Source organism: Vreelandella venusta (assembly GCF_007989605.1).
GTDB classification, from domain to species: Bacteria; Pseudomonadota; Gammaproteobacteria; order Pseudomonadales; family Halomonadaceae; genus Vreelandella; species Vreelandella venusta.
Map to the genome: position 1 here is coordinate 375,817 of NZ_BJUL01000001.1, position 18,523 is coordinate 394,339.

Consider the following 18,523-nt stretch of genomic DNA (forward strand, 5'->3'; position numbering starts at 1 on the left):
TCTCCGTAGCCAGGATTCCCGTAGCCAGGAGAGAGCGTTAAAGCCAAGCGTTAGCCTTTGGAGCTGAGAGCCTGAGCCGGTGAGTAAGATGATGCACTGTGTGTCACGAGACTCACACCGATGAATACGACGGTATTGACGACTAGGCCACAGAAGCCAGCGTGCCAGCCGAATGGGGTACTGACCCCAAACTGGAACAATAGGGTTAGAGCCGCGCCTACTGCTAAACCTGCAAAGGCACCAGAGCGTGATGCTCGCCGCCAGAATAGTGCGCCAAGCAGCATCGGCAGCAACTGCACCACGATGCCATAGGCGCCGAGTAACAGGCCAACCAATGAGCCAGGGTTGGCTAGGGCTAGCAAGTAGGCTGCTAAGGAGATTACTACCACACCGTAGCGAGTCAGCCTGAGTGCCTTGTCATCAGATATACCACGCAGCACGGGCAGGTGCTGCCCAACGTCTCTTACCAGAATAGTGGCGGAGGTATGAGCCAAGTTGGCAGCCGTAGACATTGCCGCGGCCAGCGCGCCGGAGAGGGCTATACCGATTAGCCACGCAGGGAAGTCAGCTAGTTCAACCACTAACGTCAACAGCACGCGATCAGCAGAGTCGAGCGGGCTATCTTCGAGTAGTAATACTCCTGCGAAGCCGATAACCAGCAATGGCACCAGCAAGTAGCTATAAAGTGGATAGAGCACGAACACCTGTTTCAGGGTTCGCTCACTGCGCGCACTATAAAACTTCATGAAAATGTGCGGCCACATTACGCAACCTAGAGCACTTACTAGGATGGCTGTCGAGAAGGCTCCCCAGCCCATGCCGCCAGCACCGGGCATGGTTAAATATTCCGGCGCTTCGCGCTGCAGTTCGCGGAACATTTCACCGACTCCACCAAAGAACTGGTCAGCCGTTGCCAAGCCTAGAAACCACGCGACACCCACCATCATCACGCCCTGGAGCAAGTTGGTCCAGCCGATGCCTTGTAAGCCGCTCGCGTAGACATAAGCCGCCACCACGCCACAGGCTAGTAAGCTGCCGAGCCAGAACGGAATGGTGCCTGAGGTTGCCGCCTCGAAGAGCAGCCCTGCACCCGCGATCTGAATAGTTAGGTAGGGGATCATCGCCAGGACGCTGACCACACCGATGAACAGCCCCAGCAGATTCCCCCGAGTTGGATAACAGGCAGAGAGGAACTCCGCCTGGGTCAGAAAACCATGGCGACGGCCAAGCCGCGAAATGTGTGGCGCGATTAACCACCATACAATCACAGCGAGCGCCAGGTAGGCGATGATATAGAGTGCCGGCGCCCCTTTGCTGTAGGCCCAGCCGGGAGCTCCAAGAAAGGCGAAAGCAGAGAATATCTCCGCTCCGAGAATGAAAAACAGCACCAGTAGCCCCATGTGGCGCCCACCAGCGACGTAGCCTTCCAAAGACGAACTCTGGTTATGCCTTGCTCGCAGGCCCACCGCTAGAACGATCAGCAGGTAGGCTAGGGTGATGGTAGTGATCAGCAGTGAATCACTCATCGTTCACCTCCTGTGCGGCATCATGGCGATAGGCAATCACTAGTCCCACAAATAGGACAAAGACCCAAGCGACGTACCAGAACATGAAGAAGGGCAAGCCAATCACCATCGGTTCGATGCGGTTGGCTACTAATGCGCCAGGCCAGATCATCGCCAGCGCACAGATAGTGAAGTAAATCAGCAATCCCCTAGGGGGAAGCGAGGGGCGGGATTTCATATGCATACCTCATTATTGTGGTGTTATCGGTAGTAGAGCAGGCCTCGTTTAGGCGGCAGCGAGTGCGCCGAGGCCGATGGCCAACAGTAGTTGGCAACCAGTGGGAATAATGTCGTCGTTAAAGTCGTAACGAGCGTTGTGTAATGGTGCGGTGGCTTCATCCTTGGCTGTACCGAGGAAGAAGTAGGCTCCTGGACAGCGCTGCAGCATGAAGGAGAAATCTTCGCCGCCAAGGCTAGGGTCGACGTCGCGCACCAGGGCAGCTGCGCCAAGTGTTTGCACTACGCAGGATTCCACGTGGCGGGTTTCCGCCTCGCTATTGACCGTCGCTGGGAATATGCGTTGGTAGTCGACCTCAATGTCGCCGCCATGGGCAATGGCCACCCCTTCACAAACACGGCGAACAGCATGCTCAATACGATCCTGAGTGTCGGCATCAAGGCTTCGTGCTGTACCGCTGATGCGTACTTCATCGGGAATAATGGCGAAACCGTCAATATCGCCCCCCTGCAATCCACACAGGCTGAGGGCCGCGGGGGAGAGAGGATTAATATCACGGGCGACCACGGAGTGTAGATTTTGAATCAGGGCACCCGCCATACGTACAGGATCTGTCGATAGGTGTGGGTTGACGCCTCCATGGCCCCCTTTTCCGCGTACCCGGATATCGAGCCGATCGGTGGCTGCCATGATGGCACCTGAGCGGACGGCCACTTGGCCAGCAGGCAGAGAAGGCCAGTTGTGCAGGGCGTAGATGGCCTGCATAGGAAAGCGCTCGAACAACCCCTCTTCAACCATTGCCCGGCCACCACCTAAACCTTCTTCTGCGGGCTGAAAGACTAGGTGAATGGTGCCAGCGAAGTCGCGGTGTTCAGCCAAGTAGCGGGCGACGCCAAGCAGCAGGGTCGTGTGACCATCATGGCCGCAGGCATGCATGCGACCGGGCACTTCGGATGTGTGGTTGTGCTCGCTAAGCTCTTGGATCGGTAGAGCGTCCATATCGGCGCGTAGACCAATCTGGCGTCCATTGTCGGGCTGATCACCGGTGACAGTCGCAACGATACCGGTTTTGCCGATGCCAGTTTCAAAGGTCAAACCGAGACGTTCTAGTTCTTCAGCGATGCGCTTAGCCGTGGCATGTTCCTGAAACCCTAGCTCTGGGTGACGGTGCAGCTCGTGCCGCATTTGGGTCAGCTCGGCGTGGTGACGCTCGAAGAAATTTGCGTTGATGAGTTCTGTCATAGTCGATTCGCATAGTTGTTGGATGGACCAATTCATCTTGGTTGTTTCGGTGGCATAGAGAAAATAGTTTTTTTATTAGCTTTCCATGCTTATATTGGATGGAAAGAGCCACGGCGTGTCATTCAATGGGAATGAGATGGACTTCAAACGCTTAAAATATTTTCAGACCGTCGTAGAGGAGGGAGCTATCTCCTCAGCAGCACGACGGATACCACTTGCTCAGCCAGCCCTGTCGCGTCAATTGCTGCTGCTTGAAGATGAGGTCGGTACCACGTTGCTAACTCGTTCACGGCATGGCGTTCGCCTGACCGCCGCAGGCGAATCGTTCTACCGTGATACCCGGCGTTTGCTTGGCGAATTCGAACAGGCCAAGCGCAATGCACGGCGCATCGCCGATGGCCAATTCGGTGAGTTGCGTCTAGGGGTGACGGTGATGCATTTATGGGTACCCCAGATAATCGGTTTGCTCAACCGTTTCCGCGAGCAATATCCCGAGGTCACGCTGAAAGTAGAGTCAGTGCTTTCGGGGCCTCAGGTCGATGCAATCCGCCGTGGGAGGCTGGATGCTGGCATGTTGTTTTTCCCTCCAGAAGATGATGACAGCCTCTGTAGCCATTGCTTGTATGAGGATCACCTCGTATTGGTTACCAGTGCCACCTCACGCCTAGCGCGACAACCGCCTCGATACCTAGCCGAACTCAATGACGAAAATTTTATCTGGTTTGATCGTAGTGCCACCCCGGTCTATCACGACAAGCTGATTCATGCTTTTCAGCGAGAGGGTTTCACGCCCCATGTGGTTCAGGAGGGAACTGACAACGCTACTATGTTGTGTTTGGTAGCTGCTGGCATGGGCTGCAGTATTTTGCCGGCTATGACCATGGCAGGGGCACCAGAAGGCGTAGTAAGTCATCGCCTGGAGGATCTCAAGCTGGCTTTGCCTTTGATGCTGGTATGGCGCAGGGATTCAGGGCTGTCGGCGGTACGCCGGCTGATCGAAATTGCCGAAACAGAATCTTTGGCGACTGATGATGACGCTGACGCGTAACGTTCATCTTGATGGAAATTAATAATATGGAAGCACCTATGTCCCCCACCGATATTGGCCGTGCATACAATCAGATCACTCATCTCTGGCAGAGCGAAAAATTTAATCTCACGAACGGTGTAGACGCGCACAAAAGAGCGCTAGCGTTTGTGAAGAATCGAGGCAGGGCGCTGGATATTGGCTGTGGTTGCACAGGACGTTTTATTGACCTGCTACAGCAGGAAGGCTTTACACCAGAGGGGGTGGATATTTCTGCTGAAATGCTGCGGCTGGCTAAACAGAAACATCCAGACGTGACTTTTCACCACCAGGATATTTGTCAATGGCAGCCGCCGGGCAAATACGATGTCATTACTGCGTGGGATAGCATCTGGCATATTCCACTGGCTCAGCAGGAAACTGTGATAACCAGGATTATTAATAGCCTGAGCGAAGGTGGCGTATTTATCTTCTCCTTCGGAGGCACCGATGAACCCGGTGATCACACCGACAGCTTCATGGGGCCACCGGTTTACTACTCATCGCTCGGTACTAACGGCTTTTTATCCCTGCTGATAAAGCTTGGCGCAGTATGCAAGCACTTAGAGTATGACCAACATCCTGAACTGCACGCGTACTTGATTGTTCAGAAGGGATGAAGAGTCTATAGCCTGGCTTGCTGGTGTAACGTATCAACAAAACGGGCTAATGCGGGCGACCAAGTAGCGGGTTCTGAAGTAACAAAATAGGTGTCGATATTGGCAATCTCGGAGGGCAGTTCCATCGCGTGAATGCCGAAGCGGTGCTGGTGCGCTTCAATGATAATACGTGGCAGCACGGTGTATCCCATCCCAGCTGCTACGCAACCAAGCATGGCGTCTAGCGTGCCAAACTCAAAAACACGCACGGCATTAATTCCTTGAGATGCCAGCAGCAGTTCGATACGTTGCCGGTAACTACATCCCTGACGAAATGCGAGAAACGTTGCGGTTAGTAGTTCTTCCGAGCTGGGGGCGCTCGTCATGGGAGTTGAACTTACCAGCACAAGCTGTTCGCTGAAGACTTTGAGCGAATGATAGCGATGATGATCGATAGCGCCGGCCACAAACACTCCATCCGCCTGACCGTCCATCAACTTCTCGATCAAACTGGCGGTGGGGCCGGTCGCCAAGGTCATATCAACCTCTGGAAAGTCAGCATGATAGGCCGCCAGTATTGGGGGAAGGCGCAGCGCCATAGTCGTTTCCATCGACCCCAAGCGCAGCTGGCCAGTTGCGTTCTCTGCACTTTGAAACAGCATTAATGCTTCGTCATGCACTGCCAGCAACCGTTCTGCGTAATCCAGTAACGCTAGCCCCGCTGACGTAAGGCGCACGCCACCCGTGCGATGAACCAACTGCGCGCCTAATTCCTCCTCAAGTTTTTTGATATGCGTGGTCACGTTAGATTGCACCGTGTGCAGTTGCTTTGCGGCGGCCATAAAGCTGCCGGTTTCTGCCACCGCCATAAACAGCCGCAATGATTTAAATTGCATGCCCATCTCCCTTAAATGGCCACTGTCTCAAGGGCTATCTCAAGAGCTATCCCAAGAACTATTTTAAGAGCCATCTCAAAAACTATCTTAAGAACTATCTCAAGAGCCATCTTAAAAACTATCTCAAAAAAAGATAGAGGCTATCATTATAAATCGTTTCTAAAGAATTGTTGGGGTGGGTAAGCTACAAGTAAATACGCTTGTTGCCAATCTTGCTGCACAGCGATTAGTAAGGATACGACATGATCAATAGCAAAGACTTGCCTGCTCTGATGACTGGCGTGATGGCCACCTTGGCGGGAATAGGCATTGCACGTTTTGCCTACACACCACTATTACCGGCACTGATTCAAGAAGGGTGGTTCAGTGCCAGCCAAGGGGCTTATCTAGGGGCTGCTAATCTTCTCGGCTACTTTATTGGTGCGTTATCTGCTCATGCACTAAGTGAGCGTTTTTCTGTTCGCGCGGTGATGGGGGCAAGTTTCGTAGCGATTGCACTGAGCTTTTTTCTCTGTGCAGGGGCGGGCAGTTTTGGCTGGTTTTTCTTTTGGCGATTGGTCTCAGGTATTGCTGGCGCCATTCTTATGGTGGTTGGCCCATCGTTGGCTCTGTCGACCACCCCTCCGGAAAGGCGGACGAGTGTCGGTGCCTTGGTGTTTACTGGCATTGGCTTCGGTGCGCTGCTTTCCGCATCGGTGGTGCCTGTGCTGCTGGAGTTAAGCTTAACGGTTACCTGGGCAACGCTGGGCCTGCTCTGTATTGCCGCTGCTCTGGTATGTGACTGGGGCGTTACGCAGCTCTCCTCACCGCCGTTGGCCAGTCAGGAAAAGTCAACAAGTCAGACCGGGTATGCCGGAATAAATGTCGCTGTGCTACTGGTGATCGGGGCGTATGCCCTGGACGCCGTCGGGTTTGTTCCGCATACCGTATTTTGGGTGGATTATCTCGCCAGAGAAAATGCCTTAGGGCATCAAGCGGCTTCTCTACAGTGGGGTATTTTCGGCTTGGGCGCTGTGTGCGGGCCACTGGTGGTAGGAACGTTGGCGAGAAAAGTGGGTTGGCACCATGGTTTAACCCTCGCTTTTTTAGCCAAGGCTGCCGCTGTGGCCCTGCCCGTATTTTCACTTGCACTGCTTAGTCAGTCAGTTTCCTCGTTCGTGGTGGGCGCGATGATCCCAGGTATTGTTGCGCTGACGTCTGGGCGACTGGCCGAATTGGTCGGCCCCGCTGCCCACAAAAAGCTCTGGGGGCAAGCGACTGCTGCTTTCGCTGCGGCTCAAGCGTTTTCTGGCTACGCGATGTCGGCGCTCTATGTAGCTTGGGGCACTTATTCACCACTATTTGCGATTAGCAGCCTGGTATTGGTAGGCGGCTTTGTACTGGTGCTGCTGAGCCGATGCCAGCAGCGTCACGTTTCCCTCTCTACTGTTCCTCTCGCTACTAAAAACCGGAGGCCATAATGCAGCTTTTTCTCAACGCAACCTCACCCTATGCGCGCCTAGCGCGGATCATCTTACTTGAGAAGGATCTGGTGGATGACGTTACATTGCGCTGGTGCGACCCTTGGGCAGACGACCAAGCGCTGCTAGAAGCTAATCCCGCCGGGCGAATTCCAGCGCTAGTGACAGACGAAGGCACAACACTTAGCGAGTCGATGTTGATTGCTGTTTATCTTGATAGCGTCAGTTCTCACTCGCCTATGATTCCCCAAGCCCGATTAGCGAATGTGCTGCATCTGGCGGGGCTTGGTCAGAATCTTATGGATGTTGCGTTTACAACCGTTATCGCCAGAAAACATTATGGCGCTGAGATTGATCACAGTGAGCTTGGGCGAAGGCGCCAGCGAGCCATGCAGCGAATAACCGAACAACTGAACAGTGAACTCCACGAAAGTCAGCTGGCGCCATCGATGACGCTTGGTGAAATCGCCTGCGCTGTTGCGCTAGAGTACGTGTCTTTCAGGTTGCCAGAAGTGCACTGGAAGGAAGCGTACCCACAGCTCAAAGCGTGGCATGCCGCAGTAATTGCCAGAGATAGTTTTCAGCAGACGGCATTTGTGTAGCCTCCCGCGGGTGCGATGACGCTTAAACCGCGCTGCAACATAATAAAATTCAATAGTTTGGGTTATGTTGCGCGGGGTAACGAATCTTGCGAGGGACGAGCAAATGAGGCACTCGCGAATGGAGACGGAGCCTCCCGGTAAGGCTGGGGATCACTCGCTGAGTGCCTGCTTAAGCCACTTTGCCAGTGGTTCGCTGCGGCGGCTGCTGGTTTGTTCCGGCAACCATAGGCAGAGACGGGCGGGTGTTTCGATACTCCCCCAGGGAGCCACCAGCCGCCCGCTGCGTAAATCGTCTTCCACCAGTAGCTTGGGCGCTATTGCGACGCCCAAGCCCGCTACTGCTGCTTCAATCAGATAATAAAGATGGGCAAAACCTTGGCCCTGTTGAAGGGCATCTTCCAATGCACGTTGCTCCAGCCCTTTGGCGCTCGCCCACTGTGGCCACGCCTGGGGACGTGAAGCGGTCACTAACAGCTTGTTGGCAAATAACGATTCTGGTTTGGCTGGGTCAATGTGCGCGGCTAGTAGTGGGCTTGCTACTGGGCAAATCTGCTCGGGAAGTAGCTCGATAACCTCCACATCCGCGGGCCAGGGCGGTTCAATAAACGCCAGGGTAGCGCTGGTATCTACCTGTTGAGTGGGCAGTTCGCTGTCACTTACCACGACTTTTAGCTTTAGTTGCGGCAGCTCTTGGTTCAGGCGATCCAGGCGGGGAATTAGCCAGCGTGCTAGCAGGCTGCCGGGGCAGGCCAGAGTAAAGGGCGCTTCTTCCACGTCACGCTTGAGTGCTGCGCAACTATTGCGCAGTTTGCTAAATGCCTCGCCCACGCCGCTTTGCAGTTGCTCACCATGGTGAGTCAGCACCAGCCCACGGCCTGCTTTTGCGAATAGTGCTACACCAAAGTGCTCATCCAGGCTTTTAAGCTGGCGGCTAACCGCGCCGTGGGTAACGCTTAGCTCATCGGCGGCAGCGGTCACGCTACCCAATCGGGCAGTGGCTTCAAAGGCGCGTAGGGCGCTAAGCGGCGGCATGCTGTTCTGCATTGCTTATCCCATTATGATGTTCTGCTGTAATAGTTGATTAAAACTCACCTATTGGTGACATCTTATCGATTTTTATCCTCGCCTGCCTGCGCTACCTTCAATCCAATCCTAATTTTCACCTTGTACTCAGAGGTCGTGATGAACCAATTCGTGAACCTGCCCGATGCCAATGGACTGTTTGGCAGTTTCGGCGGCCGCTTTGTCGCTGAAACACTCATGCCGCTCATTTTAGAGCTGCAAGAAGAATACGCTGCCGCTAAAAATGATCCTGAATTCCAGCGCCAGTTAGCCTACTTTCAAGGGGATTACGTGGGGCGGCCAAGCCCACTTTATTTCGCTGAACGACTGACCGAACACTTCGGTGGGGCGAGTATTTACCTCAAGCGCGAAGAGCTTAACCACACTGGCGCGCACAAGATTAACAACTGCATTGGCCAGGTACTGCTAGCCAAGCAGATGGGCAAAAAACGCATCATTGCTGAAACCGGCGCCGGAATGCACGGCGTGGCTACCGCCACGGTAGCAGCGCGTTTTGGTCTGCCTTGTGTCATCTATATGGGCTCAACCGACATTGAGCGACAGCAGCCTAATGTGTTCCGCATGAAGCTACTGGGGGCTGAGGTGATTCCCGTTACCTCCGGCACCGGCACACTCAAAGATGCCATGAACGAAGCGCTGCGCGACTGGGTGACCAACGTAGATGATACCTTCTACATTATTGGAACCGTGGCTGGGCCGCACCCGTACCCTGAGATGGTGCGCGACTTCCAAGCGGTGATTGGCCATGAAACCCGCAGCCAAATGCTCGAAAAGCAGGGACGTTTGCCGGATTCGCTGGTGGCCTGTATTGGTGGCGGCTCAAACGCTATGGGGCTGTTCCATCCGTTCTTAAACGACCCAGATGTGCAGATGATTGGCGTAGAGGCGGGCGGCAAAGGTGTTAAAAGCGGCCTGCATGCCGCCAGCTTGAACGGTGGGACGCCTGGCGTACTGCATGGTAACCGCACTTATCTGCTGCAAAATGAAGATGGCCAGATTATCGACGCCCACTCAATATCAGCGGGGCTGGATTACCCTGGTATCGGCCCAGAACACGCATGGCTCCACGAGCAGGGGCGGGTTGAGTACGTTTCCGCCACAGACGATGAAGCGTTGGAAGCCTTCCAGATCTGCTGCCGTCAGGAAGGCATTATTCCTGCCCTGGAAACTGCCCACGCCTTGGCGGAAGTGGCTAAGCGTGCGCCCCAGCTTCCTCGTGAGCACCTAATGGTGGTCAATCTTAGCGGCCGTGGCGACAAAGACATGATGAGCGTCGCCCATCATCTAGGTGAGAAATTCCAATGAGTGCGAACCAGGAGACTGTTATGAATACCCCCACTCGTCTTAAAGACTGCTTTGCCGCGCTCAAGCAGCAGAATCGCCCAGCGCTGGTTAGCTACCTCACCGCAGGCGATCCAGATGCTGAGACTTCACGTCGTCTGCTGCATGGGTTGCCAGATGCTGGGGTGGATATCATCGAACTCGGCATGCCGTTCAGTGACCCTATGGCCGATGGTCCCGCGATTCAAAAAGCCGCGCTGCGTGCCCTTGAAGGTGGCCAAACCCAGGTTAAAACCTTGGACATGGTGCGCCGTTTCCGCGAGCAAAATAGCACCACGCCGATCGTGCTGATGGGCTACTACAACCCGATTTACTGCTATGGCGTTGAGCGCTTTCTAACGGAGGCCGCCAGCGCTGGGGTCGATGGTCTGATTGTGGTGGATTTACCCCCCGAACATGATGAAGAGCTCTGCCAGCCAGCAGCCCAGCATGGCATTGATTTTATCCGCCTGGCCACTCCGACTACTGATGCCAAACGGTTGCCCAAAGTACTCAGCAACACCTCTGGATTTATCTACTACGTATCGGTGGCGGGGGTTACTGGCGGTAGTGCGCCAACACCAGAACGGTTAGAGGCGTCGGTCACTCAGCTCCGCGAATACACTGAGCTACCCATTGCCGTTGGCTTTGGCATTCGCACCGCCGAACAAGCCGCTACCATTGGACGGTTTAGCGATGCGGTGGTGGTCGGGTCCGCGCTTGTTGACTGCATCGAACATGCCAGTACGCCTGATGACGCCGTTGAGCGAGTGCATGGCTTAGTCAGTGAGCTGGCAGAAAGCGTCAGGGTGTGCAGGAAGGTGAGTGAGTCACAAGTTTGTTGATACAAGCAGCGTAAAAAGAACGAAACATTAAGAGGGCAGGCCAACGCGCCTGCTCTTTTTTTTAACGTTGAGCAAAATCCTAATTAAGGTTAGTCTAGCTGGTTCGATGGTGAAATAATGAGTGAAAACTCACACGAGCTAATAGGAACGGGCTTTTATGAACCTGACAACACTGCTGCTCTTTATCCCTGCCTGCTTTGCCCTTAACATGGCGCCTGGCCCCAATAATCTGCTTTCATTAACCAATGCGAAACGCTATGGCGTTCGGACAGCTTGTTTAGCGGGTATTGGGCGGCTAATAGCATTTGTCGGCATGATTACGCTAGCAGCGACTGGCTTGGCGACGCTGCTTTACACTTCTGAAAAAGTCTTCCTCGTTATTAAGCTGGTTGGTGGCCTCTATTTGTTATGGCTGGCATATCAACTATGGGGCGCCGATACTACCGCAAGTGATAGCGCTGAAATCCGGCACATGAGCTTATTTGAGCTGGCGCGACAAGAGTTCTTGCTTGCTGCTGGTAACCCCAAAGCCATTCTGATTTTTACCGCTTTCCTACCGCAGTTCGTGGAACCTAGCGGCAATGTCGGTCTGCAGTTTTTGGTGCTAGGTGTGCTGTTTTTACTATTGGAATGGGTAGCGATTGCTGGTTACGCCTATGCAGGTAGCTTTTTGAGCCAATGGTTTTCACGCCCCGCTATGCGGCGCTTATTTAACCGCGGTTGCGCAACTCTATTAGCCAGTGCCGGAGTAGGGCTATTACTGTCTAAAAAAGGCTGAGTAAGCGTTAAGACTCGCTGTTTAAATACGCTAGATTCCTTTGCTGACTGCTATGAGGCGTGAATGAAAGCGGGCGAGATCACCTTTCGCATCTTCGCTGGCATCCAGTCAGTTGGCTAAATATTTTGAGGTCGGTGTGGCGCATATTGGGTTGCCCGCCGACCTCAATCGTTCTACGAGTGGTGGGTGCGGCGCGAATCTTCAGGTGCCTCGTGGCGCTCATTCATTCCATAGTCTCGGATGACGGAAGCGACACGTAGCCGGTAGTCGGCAAAGATTTCCTGTCGACCAGCTTTTTGGGCCGCTCGGTGAGATTCAAGCGAACGCCACTGCTTCACGGCCTCTTCATCCCGCCAAAAAGACAGCGAAAGCACTTTACCGGGCTGCGTCAGGCTCTCGAAGCGCTCAATCGATAGAAAGCCGTCAATAGTTTGTAAATCTTGGCGCAGTGCGCTGGCAGTATCCAAGTAGTCTTGATAACGGTCAGTATGCGGAAGCACTTCGAATATCACAGCGATCATGGCCAATTCCTTATATTCATAAATTCTTTATATTCTTAAGCTCTTTATATTCTTAAGTTCTTTATATTCTCAGCTTCTTTATAGTCACAGCGTTGTTACGTCGATATGTTCATTACATCGACAGCCTCAATGCCTAAGGTGCCGTCTACCACCTCAACAAAGCTGCGCTCCTCTTTGAGGATAAACCGCTGCTCTTGGGCCATGGTAAAGTTCGCGTGACCTCCCTCGTCAGATCTCAGCCGAGCGCGATAGGCCTCATAGGAAGCCAGGCTATCGAAGGCAATGAGGCCCCAGGCGATATTGTTGGTGCCCTCTAAAGGCAGGAAGTAGCCAATAAGATGGCCGCCACACCAGGGGATGATTTTTCCCCAGTTTTCGGCGTATTGCTTGAAAGCGTCGCGCTGGAAAGGGTCGATCTCGTAGCGAATGATGCAGGTAATGCTCATCTGATTAGCTCCGTTGAAAGGCAACGGAGACGATACTTAATTGCCGCACCTCAATGGTTCGACTAAGATCGAACCATGAATGAAGCCCCTAACATTGTGCGCGTTGCCGCACTGATCGGAGATAACGCTCGGGCGGAGGCGCTCTGTGCCTTAATGTCTGATCGCGCGCTAACGGCGACTGAACTGGCAGATATGGCCGGTGTGACTAAGCAAACCATGAGCTTCCACCTCGGAAAGCTGCGAGAGGAAGGTTTACTCGCGGTCGAAAAGCAGGGGCGCCACCGCTATTTTAGGCTGGCGGGGCCACATGTGGCTGAGCTTTTGGAGTCGCTGATGGGTCTCGCTTTCCGAGGCGACGATAAGCATTTGTCCATCGGCCCGCGCGACCCCGCGCTGCGCAAGGCCCGCGTTTGCTACGACCACCTTGCAGGGGAAATGGGGGTTTTTGTGTACGAGCAGATGCTCGAGACAGGTATCCTTCAGCAGCTTCCAGGCGGACTACAGCTGACTAACCAGGGTCGGCTGTGGTTCCAGAAACATGGCATCGATGCAGACGCGCTGGCTTCTTCGAAGCGGTCATTCTGTCGAGCGTGTTTGGATTGGAGCGAGCGTAGGAATCATCTTGCCGGCGCGCTCGGGGCGGCACTGCTTGCGCGAATTCAGGCGCTTGGCTGGGCGAAACGGCAGGAAGACTCTCGCGTTATCGTTTTCAGTGCCAAAGGGGAAGCGTCGCTGCGGGCAATGTTCGCAGTGAACAATATGTCACCTACTCCCGACACCTCACCATTAGAATCCTGCTCGCTGGTTTGTAAATAATGTTCATTTTTCAGTGCTTGTAGCTACCTACTAGCGCAGGCATTATCAGCGCTAATGACTGCTGACCGAAGGCGGCAACCATACGGATTTCGTCTTTACTTTTTCACACCGCGTGGCAATCCGTTTGCCGCTCAATTAAAGACACGTGGCTAATTTATGCTTTCCAAAATTATAAGCGGCGGCCAAACCGGCGCTGATCGAGCGGCACTGGATGCCGCATTAGCACTGGACTTTTCTATCGGTGGATGTTGTCCCGTTGGCCGAATGGCTGAAGACGGACCGATTAGCAGCGTCTATAGCCTTGAAGAAATTGGCGGGGGATATCGTCAACGTACCAAGAAAAATGTACAAGATGCCGATGGCACCGCTATCTTCTATGCGTCTTATCTTCAAGGGGGAACAGAAGCTACGGCTCTGTTCTGTATTCAGCAGTCAAAGCCCTACAAGCTGATTGATATTGAGCTGATAGACCCGCTGCACGCGGCGATGTTGCTGGCCGATTTTGTACACGACCGCCATATCACGACACTTAATGTTGCAGGCTCCCGCGCTAGCACTTGTCCGGTAATGTACGCGTACGTTAAGCAAGCGATTGAACTGGTTATTAAGCAGTCACGATAGGCTAAGCTGTTACTGGGTGGCAATTAAACGTGCTCATAATCTGAATTCGGCAACGTAAAGGAACAACTTATGCACCTGCATGAAAAGCTTAATTATGTCGAGTTTGCAGCCAAAGACTTAGTGGCGACAAAAAACTTTTTCTCGGCGGTGTTCGGCTGGGAGTTCGTCGACTATGGCCCTGAATACACAGCGTTTTCCAATCAAGGGTTAGATGGCGGCTTTTATCACTCAGATACCTGCAGCCGAACGGCTAACGGCGGCGCATTGCTGGTTTTCTATAGCGCGGATATTAATGCAACGCTCGATAAAGTAGAGCAAAGCGGCGGTGACGTTATTCAGCCTATTTTCGAATTCCCGGGCGGTTTTCGCTTTCACTTCCTAGAACCCAGTGGCAATGAGTTTGCGGTTTGGTCAGAAGCACGCACTTAAAACGCTAACGCCCCAAAGGCCTTTTAACCCCAACGATTTTTTTAACCCCATCGAGCTTGTTAAATAAGAGCTTGTTAAAGAAGAGCTTGTGAGAGAGGAGTACATGAGTGGCCTTTTCTGATGCAGAAAGAGATGCACTGCTGAGTGTCAAAGGCGTTGGTCCTACCGTCCTCAAGCGTTTTGAAGAGATTGGTATCGGCTCATTTGCTGAGCTGGCCGCTCGCCAAGTGGATGAGATAGCAGAAATGGTGGCCGCCATGCTGCACACAACCTGTTGGAAAAATAGCCCACAGGCAAAGGCGGCCATTGCTGCTGCTATTGCCAGGGCGCAAGAAGGCCTGTAACACAGCGCAAATGTAGCGAGCAATCCATGGCTAGCCTATCGTGTCATCAGGCTAGCTAGCATTTAGCGCCAGCCAAACATGCTCATAGCCAATCGATATCGCTACGGCGACCAGCAGCCCCGCCATTACCCAGTTGAAGCCCTTAATGATCCCTGCGCTTTGGATACGCTGGCCAACCAAGCTGCCTATCAAGACATAACTGCCGGGAGCGCCAGCAGCTAATATTGCCAGTCCGAATGCCCAAATCACCAAGCTAAGCCCCTCAATACCCGCTGCAGGAAATTGCAGTGTGGCAATCGGTAGGGTGGCAATAATGGCTTTTGGGTTAAGTAGCTGCATTACCAACCCATGGCGAAAACGCAGTAGATATGGCGAGTGGTCATGGTTGTTTAACTGGCTGTTTAAGTTGCTACTTAAATCAGCGCTTGAGCGGGCAATTTTTATTGCGAGATAAACAATATAGCTACACCCCAGCGCACTCACGATGATCAATGCCTCATCGTCGATCCACGCGGCGCCTGCCCAGCCTAGTAGTAATAAGTAAATTAACATTGCTGTGCCTACCCCGAGACAAAAACCTAGCGATTTTTGGGCCTGGCCATTAATGCCAACATTTAAGCCCAGCAGATTTACAGGCCCAGGCGTATACATAGCGCCCAGGGCATAGGCGACGATTCCTAGCATGGTGAAGCCTCGTTTGTTTAATGGCGGTTCTAAAATTGGCAGTTAACGCGCGATATCGCGTTGGTATTGGTGGGGAGTCATGCCATAAATGCGCTTAAAGCGCCGATTAAAATGGCTAAGGTCAGCAAAGCCAAAGCGAAGTGCCACTTCGTTCAGTGGGGCACCAGCGTCTAGTGCAGTGCGCGCCGCATTGATTCGGCAATTAATCACGTACTGATGGGGGGTAATGCCGTAATGCTGGCGAAACAGGCGCAGGAAATGGTACTTGGATAAATGCGCTGCCTGGCAAATATCATCCAGCGACATATCGCTTTCCAAGTGGGCGTGAATATACTCCTTAGCCAGACCTAGCAGGGCATCGGGTCGACTTGTGATTGGGTTGGGTTGCGACATGCCGCCGAGCTGAACGGTTCTTTCGATAACCCGATAAAGCGCATTTTCCTGATCAATACAGCTACCTGTTTGGGAGGTGACCAAGCGCGCCAGTTCCAAAATGGCGTGGCGCAGTTGAACATCCTGAATCAGCGTTTGGTTGGAACGAAAATCCGTGGCATGTTCGCGCCCAAGCGCATCAGCGAACAGCGGCTTGAGCTGTTCAGGATGGGCATAAACCATCAGGTAGTCCAGTGCATGCTCACCGCCTGGTTGGCCATCGTGAACCTCCTCAGGGTTGAACAGAATCACATTGCCCGGCGGGCTCTTGTGGAACTGCCCGCCGCTAAAAAAATCCTGACGCCCGGCCAACGTTACGCCGAAGGCAAACTCCTCGTGGGCATGACGGTCATAGCTGAAATCCTCAATTGCCGCCTGAAGCACCGTTAGTGTTGGCACATGCTGACTTTTGATGAATTGAAACCGGCTGGTATTCGCCATGCCAAACCCTCCTGATAAATCACACCACCTAGCTTATGCGCTCCTGGGTATCAAATGCTTGTACATAATTGCTAACTAACCTTGAGAGACTCGCTAGCCTCAGCATGCAGCATCACGTATGTTAATAGCCTCTTATCTTTCATCGTAAAAGGATCATTCACCATGTTCACTGGTTTGAGCGCTTTTCCGCTAACCCCTATGAATGAGCAGGGTATTCATGAGCATGAATTTACTCGTTTAGTGGAACGCTTGGTGGAGGCGAAGGTGGATTCTATCGGCGTGCTGGGGTCGACGGGCAGCTACGCTTATTTAAGCGCTGAAGAGCGCGCCCGCGTAGCCAAATTGTGCGTTGAGCATGCCGCCGGCGTGCCGGTAGTGGCAGGCATAGGTTCGCTCCGCACCCGTGATGTACTGGCCAATGCCGAAAGCGCCCAGCAAGCAGGCGCTAGTGGCGTGCTGTTGGCGCCCGTGTCTTATCAAAAGCTGACCGAGGATGAGGTATTTGGCCTTTTCGAGACGGTTTGTCGTTCGCTGAGTGTGCCGCTATGTGTCTATGACAACCCAGGCACTACGCACTTTGAGTTCAGTGATGAACTGCATGGTCGCATCGCCCAACTGCCCCAGGTTCGCTCGATTAAAATTCCTCCGGTGCAGAATGATATTGCCGCTGCACAGCAGCGCGTAGCACGGCTGCGGGGGTTAATTCCCAGCGACGTAACCATCGGCATTAGCGGTGACCCAGCGGCTGCCACAGGCATGCTGGCTGGCTGCGATGCTTGGTACTCGGTGATTGGTGGGCTATACCCTGAAACTGCGCTGGCGCTAACCCGTGCCGCCCAAGCGGGAGACGCAAAAGACGCCAACGCGCTTTCCGCTGCGTTTGAGCCGTTATGGGCGCTCTACCGCGACTTCGGCGGCAGCCTGCGGGTAGTTGCTACTATTGCAGAACTTACCGGAACAGTAAGCCAACCCTGTTTGCCCCAGCCGCTACAAACGCTGCAAGGCGATGCGCGGAAAAGGGTGGCGGCGGCGATTGACGCTATGCAATTAAGTGAGTGACTAAGCGAGTAATTAAATTAACGCGTTAATAAGTGCTGCAACGCCGTTGCATAAGTTCTCGTGCTCATCGTCAAACATCTCACGAAACGCACCAAGTAAGTCAACCCTTAAGCTCAGCCGCCATCTCAGCTTCAACGAGATCCCTAAGCTGCTCACTCAGAGGGTTGCCTTGCTTGCAGGCTAACAGTAACGGCGGGGAAGAGCCTTCGTCGGCAAGCGGTATGGCTATCAAACCGTGGGCCATCGATGCGGCGCTGGCGGGCAGGATGGTAATGCCAATACCGACGCTAACGAAGCACAGCATACTGCCAATATCGGGCACTTCCACAACATGGCTGAGAGAAACGCCTGCTTTATCGGCCAATGTCTCCAGTTGGCGCCTCAGAAATGTTCTTTGCGTGGCGGGTTGTAATAAAAGCCGTTCGCTGGTTATTTCGCTAAAATCGATGGAAGGCTTTGCCTGCAGCCGATGGCCCGGGGGGAGTAACACGAGCAGCGGTTCATCTCCCAGCCTGGAAACCGATAAACCCGCTAGAGCGTTCTCGTCCAGGTCGGCTCGTAGTACCGCAGCGTCAAGCTTACCAGCTTTCAGCGATGCGATATGTAAGAGGGCATTGCCTGCGCACAGCTGCAGTTCGATCAACGGGCGCTTGGTGAGCAGTTTAGCCAAGGCAGAGGTGAGGGGTTTGGAGAAAATCGCGCTGGCCGAATAACCGAGGCGCAGCGTGCCGACTTCCCCTTGGGCTGCCTGCCTAGCAATACTGATGCTTCGTTGTGCAGCGCTGAGTATCTCCAGGCTTTCACCAAGAAAGGCCTCGCCTGCTTTGGTGAGCTGAGCGCCTCGGGTATTGCGCTCAAACAGCTTCACACCCACGGTTTCTTCTAATGATTTAATGCTCTGGCTCAGCGGCGGTTGGGTAATATGCAATCGCTCGGCAGCGCGCCGGAAGTTAAGCTCCTCAGCAACGGCAACAAAGTGCTTAATTTGTTTCAGTTCGACCATCCCGTCGCTCCTCCGGTGACCACAACATACCCCACTTTATGGTGCCGCACTCTGTCGAAACAGCTATCACTGCGATACCGAATCCGACCTTCA

Annotated in this window: 22 protein-coding genes; 12 read left to right on the forward strand and 10 right to left on the reverse strand. The window is 53.6% G+C overall.

Annotated elements, in window-relative coordinates; genetic code table 11:
* Positions 1–50 precede the first annotated feature (50 nt).
* From HVE01_RS01780 to HVE01_RS01790, 3 genes are read right to left on the reverse strand one after another with little or no spacing between them, the layout of a single operon-like run.
* Positions 51–1,526, reverse strand: a complete 1,476-nt coding sequence (locus HVE01_RS01780) for a sodium:solute symporter family protein (protein ID WP_062363614.1) — start codon at positions 1,524–1,526, stop codon at positions 51–53.
* Positions 1,519–1,743 carry a DUF3311 domain-containing protein gene (locus HVE01_RS01785; protein WP_054641024.1) on the reverse strand — a complete coding sequence of 75 codons (225 nt, stop codon included), beginning with the start codon at positions 1,741–1,743 and terminating at the stop codon, positions 1,519–1,521. The genes HVE01_RS01780 and HVE01_RS01785 overlap by 8 nt, the downstream gene beginning before the upstream one ends.
* Positions 1,744–1,791: 48 nt before the next feature.
* Positions 1,792–2,985, reverse strand: coding sequence for a M20 aminoacylase family protein (locus tag HVE01_RS01790; RefSeq protein ID WP_146942053.1), 1,194 nt, complete (start codon positions 2,983–2,985; stop codon positions 1,792–1,794).
* 115 nt (positions 2,986–3,100) lie between these two features.
* On the opposite strand from HVE01_RS01790, the gene HVE01_RS01795 reads away from it, so the two are divergent.
* Positions 3,101–4,033 carry a LysR family transcriptional regulator gene (locus HVE01_RS01795; protein WP_164517106.1) on the forward strand — a complete coding sequence of 311 codons (933 nt, stop codon included), beginning with the start codon at positions 3,101–3,103 and terminating at the stop codon, positions 4,031–4,033.
* 38 nt (positions 4,034–4,071) lie between these two features.
* Positions 4,072–4,671 (forward strand): class I SAM-dependent methyltransferase, encoded by a 600-nt coding sequence (locus HVE01_RS01800; protein ID WP_146942152.1) that lies wholly within the window; start codon positions 4,072–4,074, stop codon positions 4,669–4,671.
* Between the two features lie 5 nt (positions 4,672–4,676).
* On the opposite strand, the gene HVE01_RS01805 is transcribed toward HVE01_RS01800, so the two are convergent.
* Complete coding sequence (locus HVE01_RS01805; protein ID WP_120386560.1) at positions 4,677–5,546, reverse strand: LysR family transcriptional regulator; 870 nt, start codon at positions 5,544–5,546, stop codon at positions 4,677–4,679.
* Between the two features lie 242 nt (positions 5,547–5,788).
* On the opposite strand from HVE01_RS01805, the gene HVE01_RS01810 reads away from it, so the two are divergent.
* Positions 5,789–7,006 (forward strand): YbfB/YjiJ family MFS transporter, encoded by a 1,218-nt coding sequence (locus HVE01_RS01810; protein ID WP_146942055.1) that lies wholly within the window; start codon positions 5,789–5,791, stop codon positions 7,004–7,006.
* Positions 7,006–7,608 carry a glutathione S-transferase N-terminal domain-containing protein gene (locus HVE01_RS01815; protein ID WP_146942056.1) on the forward strand — a complete coding sequence of 201 codons (603 nt, stop codon included), beginning with the start codon at positions 7,006–7,008 and terminating at the stop codon, positions 7,606–7,608. The genes HVE01_RS01810 and HVE01_RS01815 overlap by 1 nt, the downstream gene beginning before the upstream one ends.
* Positions 7,609–7,758: 150 nt before the next feature.
* Here HVE01_RS01815 and HVE01_RS01820 read toward each other — a convergent pair whose 3' ends face one another.
* Positions 7,759–8,652 carry a LysR family transcriptional regulator gene (locus tag HVE01_RS01820; protein WP_146942058.1) on the reverse strand — a complete coding sequence of 298 codons (894 nt, stop codon included), beginning with the start codon at positions 8,650–8,652 and terminating at the stop codon, positions 7,759–7,761.
* Between the two features lie 138 nt (positions 8,653–8,790).
* Between HVE01_RS01820 and trpB the strand changes: the two genes are divergently transcribed.
* The 3 genes from trpB to HVE01_RS01835 all read left to right on the forward strand — a co-directional run bounded on the left by trpB (position 8,791) and on the right by HVE01_RS01835 (position 11,634).
* On the forward strand, positions 8,791–9,996 hold the full coding sequence (trpB, locus tag HVE01_RS01825) for a tryptophan synthase subunit beta (protein WP_146942060.1): 1,206 nt from the start codon (positions 8,791–8,793) through the stop codon (positions 9,994–9,996).
* Positions 9,997–10,016: 20 nt separating this feature from the next.
* Complete coding sequence (gene trpA, locus HVE01_RS01830) at positions 10,017–10,856, forward strand: tryptophan synthase subunit alpha (protein ID WP_146942062.1); 840 nt, start codon at positions 10,017–10,019, stop codon at positions 10,854–10,856.
* A gap of 157 nt (positions 10,857–11,013) precedes the next feature.
* Complete coding sequence (locus HVE01_RS01835; protein WP_146942064.1) at positions 11,014–11,634, forward strand: LysE family translocator; 621 nt, start codon at positions 11,014–11,016, stop codon at positions 11,632–11,634.
* 173 nt (positions 11,635–11,807) lie between these two features.
* Here HVE01_RS01835 and HVE01_RS01840 read toward each other — a convergent pair whose 3' ends face one another.
* Positions 11,808–12,155: an antibiotic biosynthesis monooxygenase family protein gene (locus tag HVE01_RS01840; protein ID WP_146942065.1), complete on the reverse strand. Its 348-nt coding sequence runs from the start codon at positions 12,153–12,155 to the stop codon at positions 11,808–11,810.
* Between the two features lie 95 nt (positions 12,156–12,250).
* Positions 12,251–12,601: an NIPSNAP family protein gene (locus HVE01_RS01845; protein ID WP_038477161.1), complete on the reverse strand. Its 351-nt coding sequence runs from the start codon at positions 12,599–12,601 to the stop codon at positions 12,251–12,253.
* Positions 12,602–12,676: 75 nt separating this feature from the next.
* Here HVE01_RS01845 and HVE01_RS01850 point away from each other — a divergent pair, with 75 nt between their 5' ends.
* The 4 genes from HVE01_RS01850 (at position 12,677) to HVE01_RS01865 (ending at position 14,811) form a co-directional block, all read left to right on the forward strand.
* On the forward strand, positions 12,677–13,417 hold the full coding sequence (locus HVE01_RS01850; protein ID WP_146942067.1) for an ArsR/SmtB family transcription factor: 741 nt from the start codon (positions 12,677–12,679) through the stop codon (positions 13,415–13,417).
* Between the two features lie 156 nt (positions 13,418–13,573).
* Positions 13,574–14,038 carry a YpsA SLOG family protein gene (locus HVE01_RS01855; protein ID WP_125750362.1) on the forward strand — a complete coding sequence of 155 codons (465 nt, stop codon included), beginning with the start codon at positions 13,574–13,576 and terminating at the stop codon, positions 14,036–14,038.
* Positions 14,039–14,107: 69 nt separating this feature from the next.
* Complete coding sequence (locus HVE01_RS01860; RefSeq protein WP_125750359.1) at positions 14,108–14,467, forward strand: VOC family protein; 360 nt, start codon at positions 14,108–14,110, stop codon at positions 14,465–14,467.
* Between the two features lie 107 nt (positions 14,468–14,574).
* Positions 14,575–14,811 (forward strand): helix-hairpin-helix domain-containing protein, encoded by a 237-nt coding sequence (locus HVE01_RS01865; RefSeq protein WP_125750356.1) that lies wholly within the window; start codon positions 14,575–14,577, stop codon positions 14,809–14,811.
* Between the two features lie 51 nt (positions 14,812–14,862).
* On the opposite strand, the gene HVE01_RS01870 is transcribed toward HVE01_RS01865, so the two are convergent.
* Both HVE01_RS01870 and HVE01_RS01875 read right to left on the reverse strand, forming a co-directional pair.
* Positions 14,863–15,495 (reverse strand): LysE family translocator, encoded by a 633-nt coding sequence (locus tag HVE01_RS01870; protein ID WP_125750353.1) that lies wholly within the window; start codon positions 15,493–15,495, stop codon positions 14,863–14,865.
* Positions 15,496–15,537: 42 nt separating this feature from the next.
* A complete protein-coding gene (locus HVE01_RS01875) occupies positions 15,538–16,368 on the reverse strand; it encodes a helix-turn-helix transcriptional regulator (protein ID WP_125750350.1) in 831 nt (276 codons plus the stop codon).
* 162 nt (positions 16,369–16,530) lie between these two features.
* On the opposite strand from HVE01_RS01875, the gene HVE01_RS01880 reads away from it, so the two are divergent.
* Complete coding sequence (locus HVE01_RS01880) at positions 16,531–17,427, forward strand: dihydrodipicolinate synthase family protein (protein ID WP_146942070.1); 897 nt, start codon at positions 16,531–16,533, stop codon at positions 17,425–17,427.
* Between the two features lie 100 nt (positions 17,428–17,527).
* On the opposite strand, the gene HVE01_RS01885 is transcribed toward HVE01_RS01880, so the two are convergent.
* Entirely contained in the window at positions 17,528–18,430 is a 903-nt protein-coding gene (locus tag HVE01_RS01885) for a LysR family transcriptional regulator (protein WP_146942071.1), read from the reverse strand.
* Between the last annotated feature and the right edge of the window lie 93 nt (positions 18,431–18,523).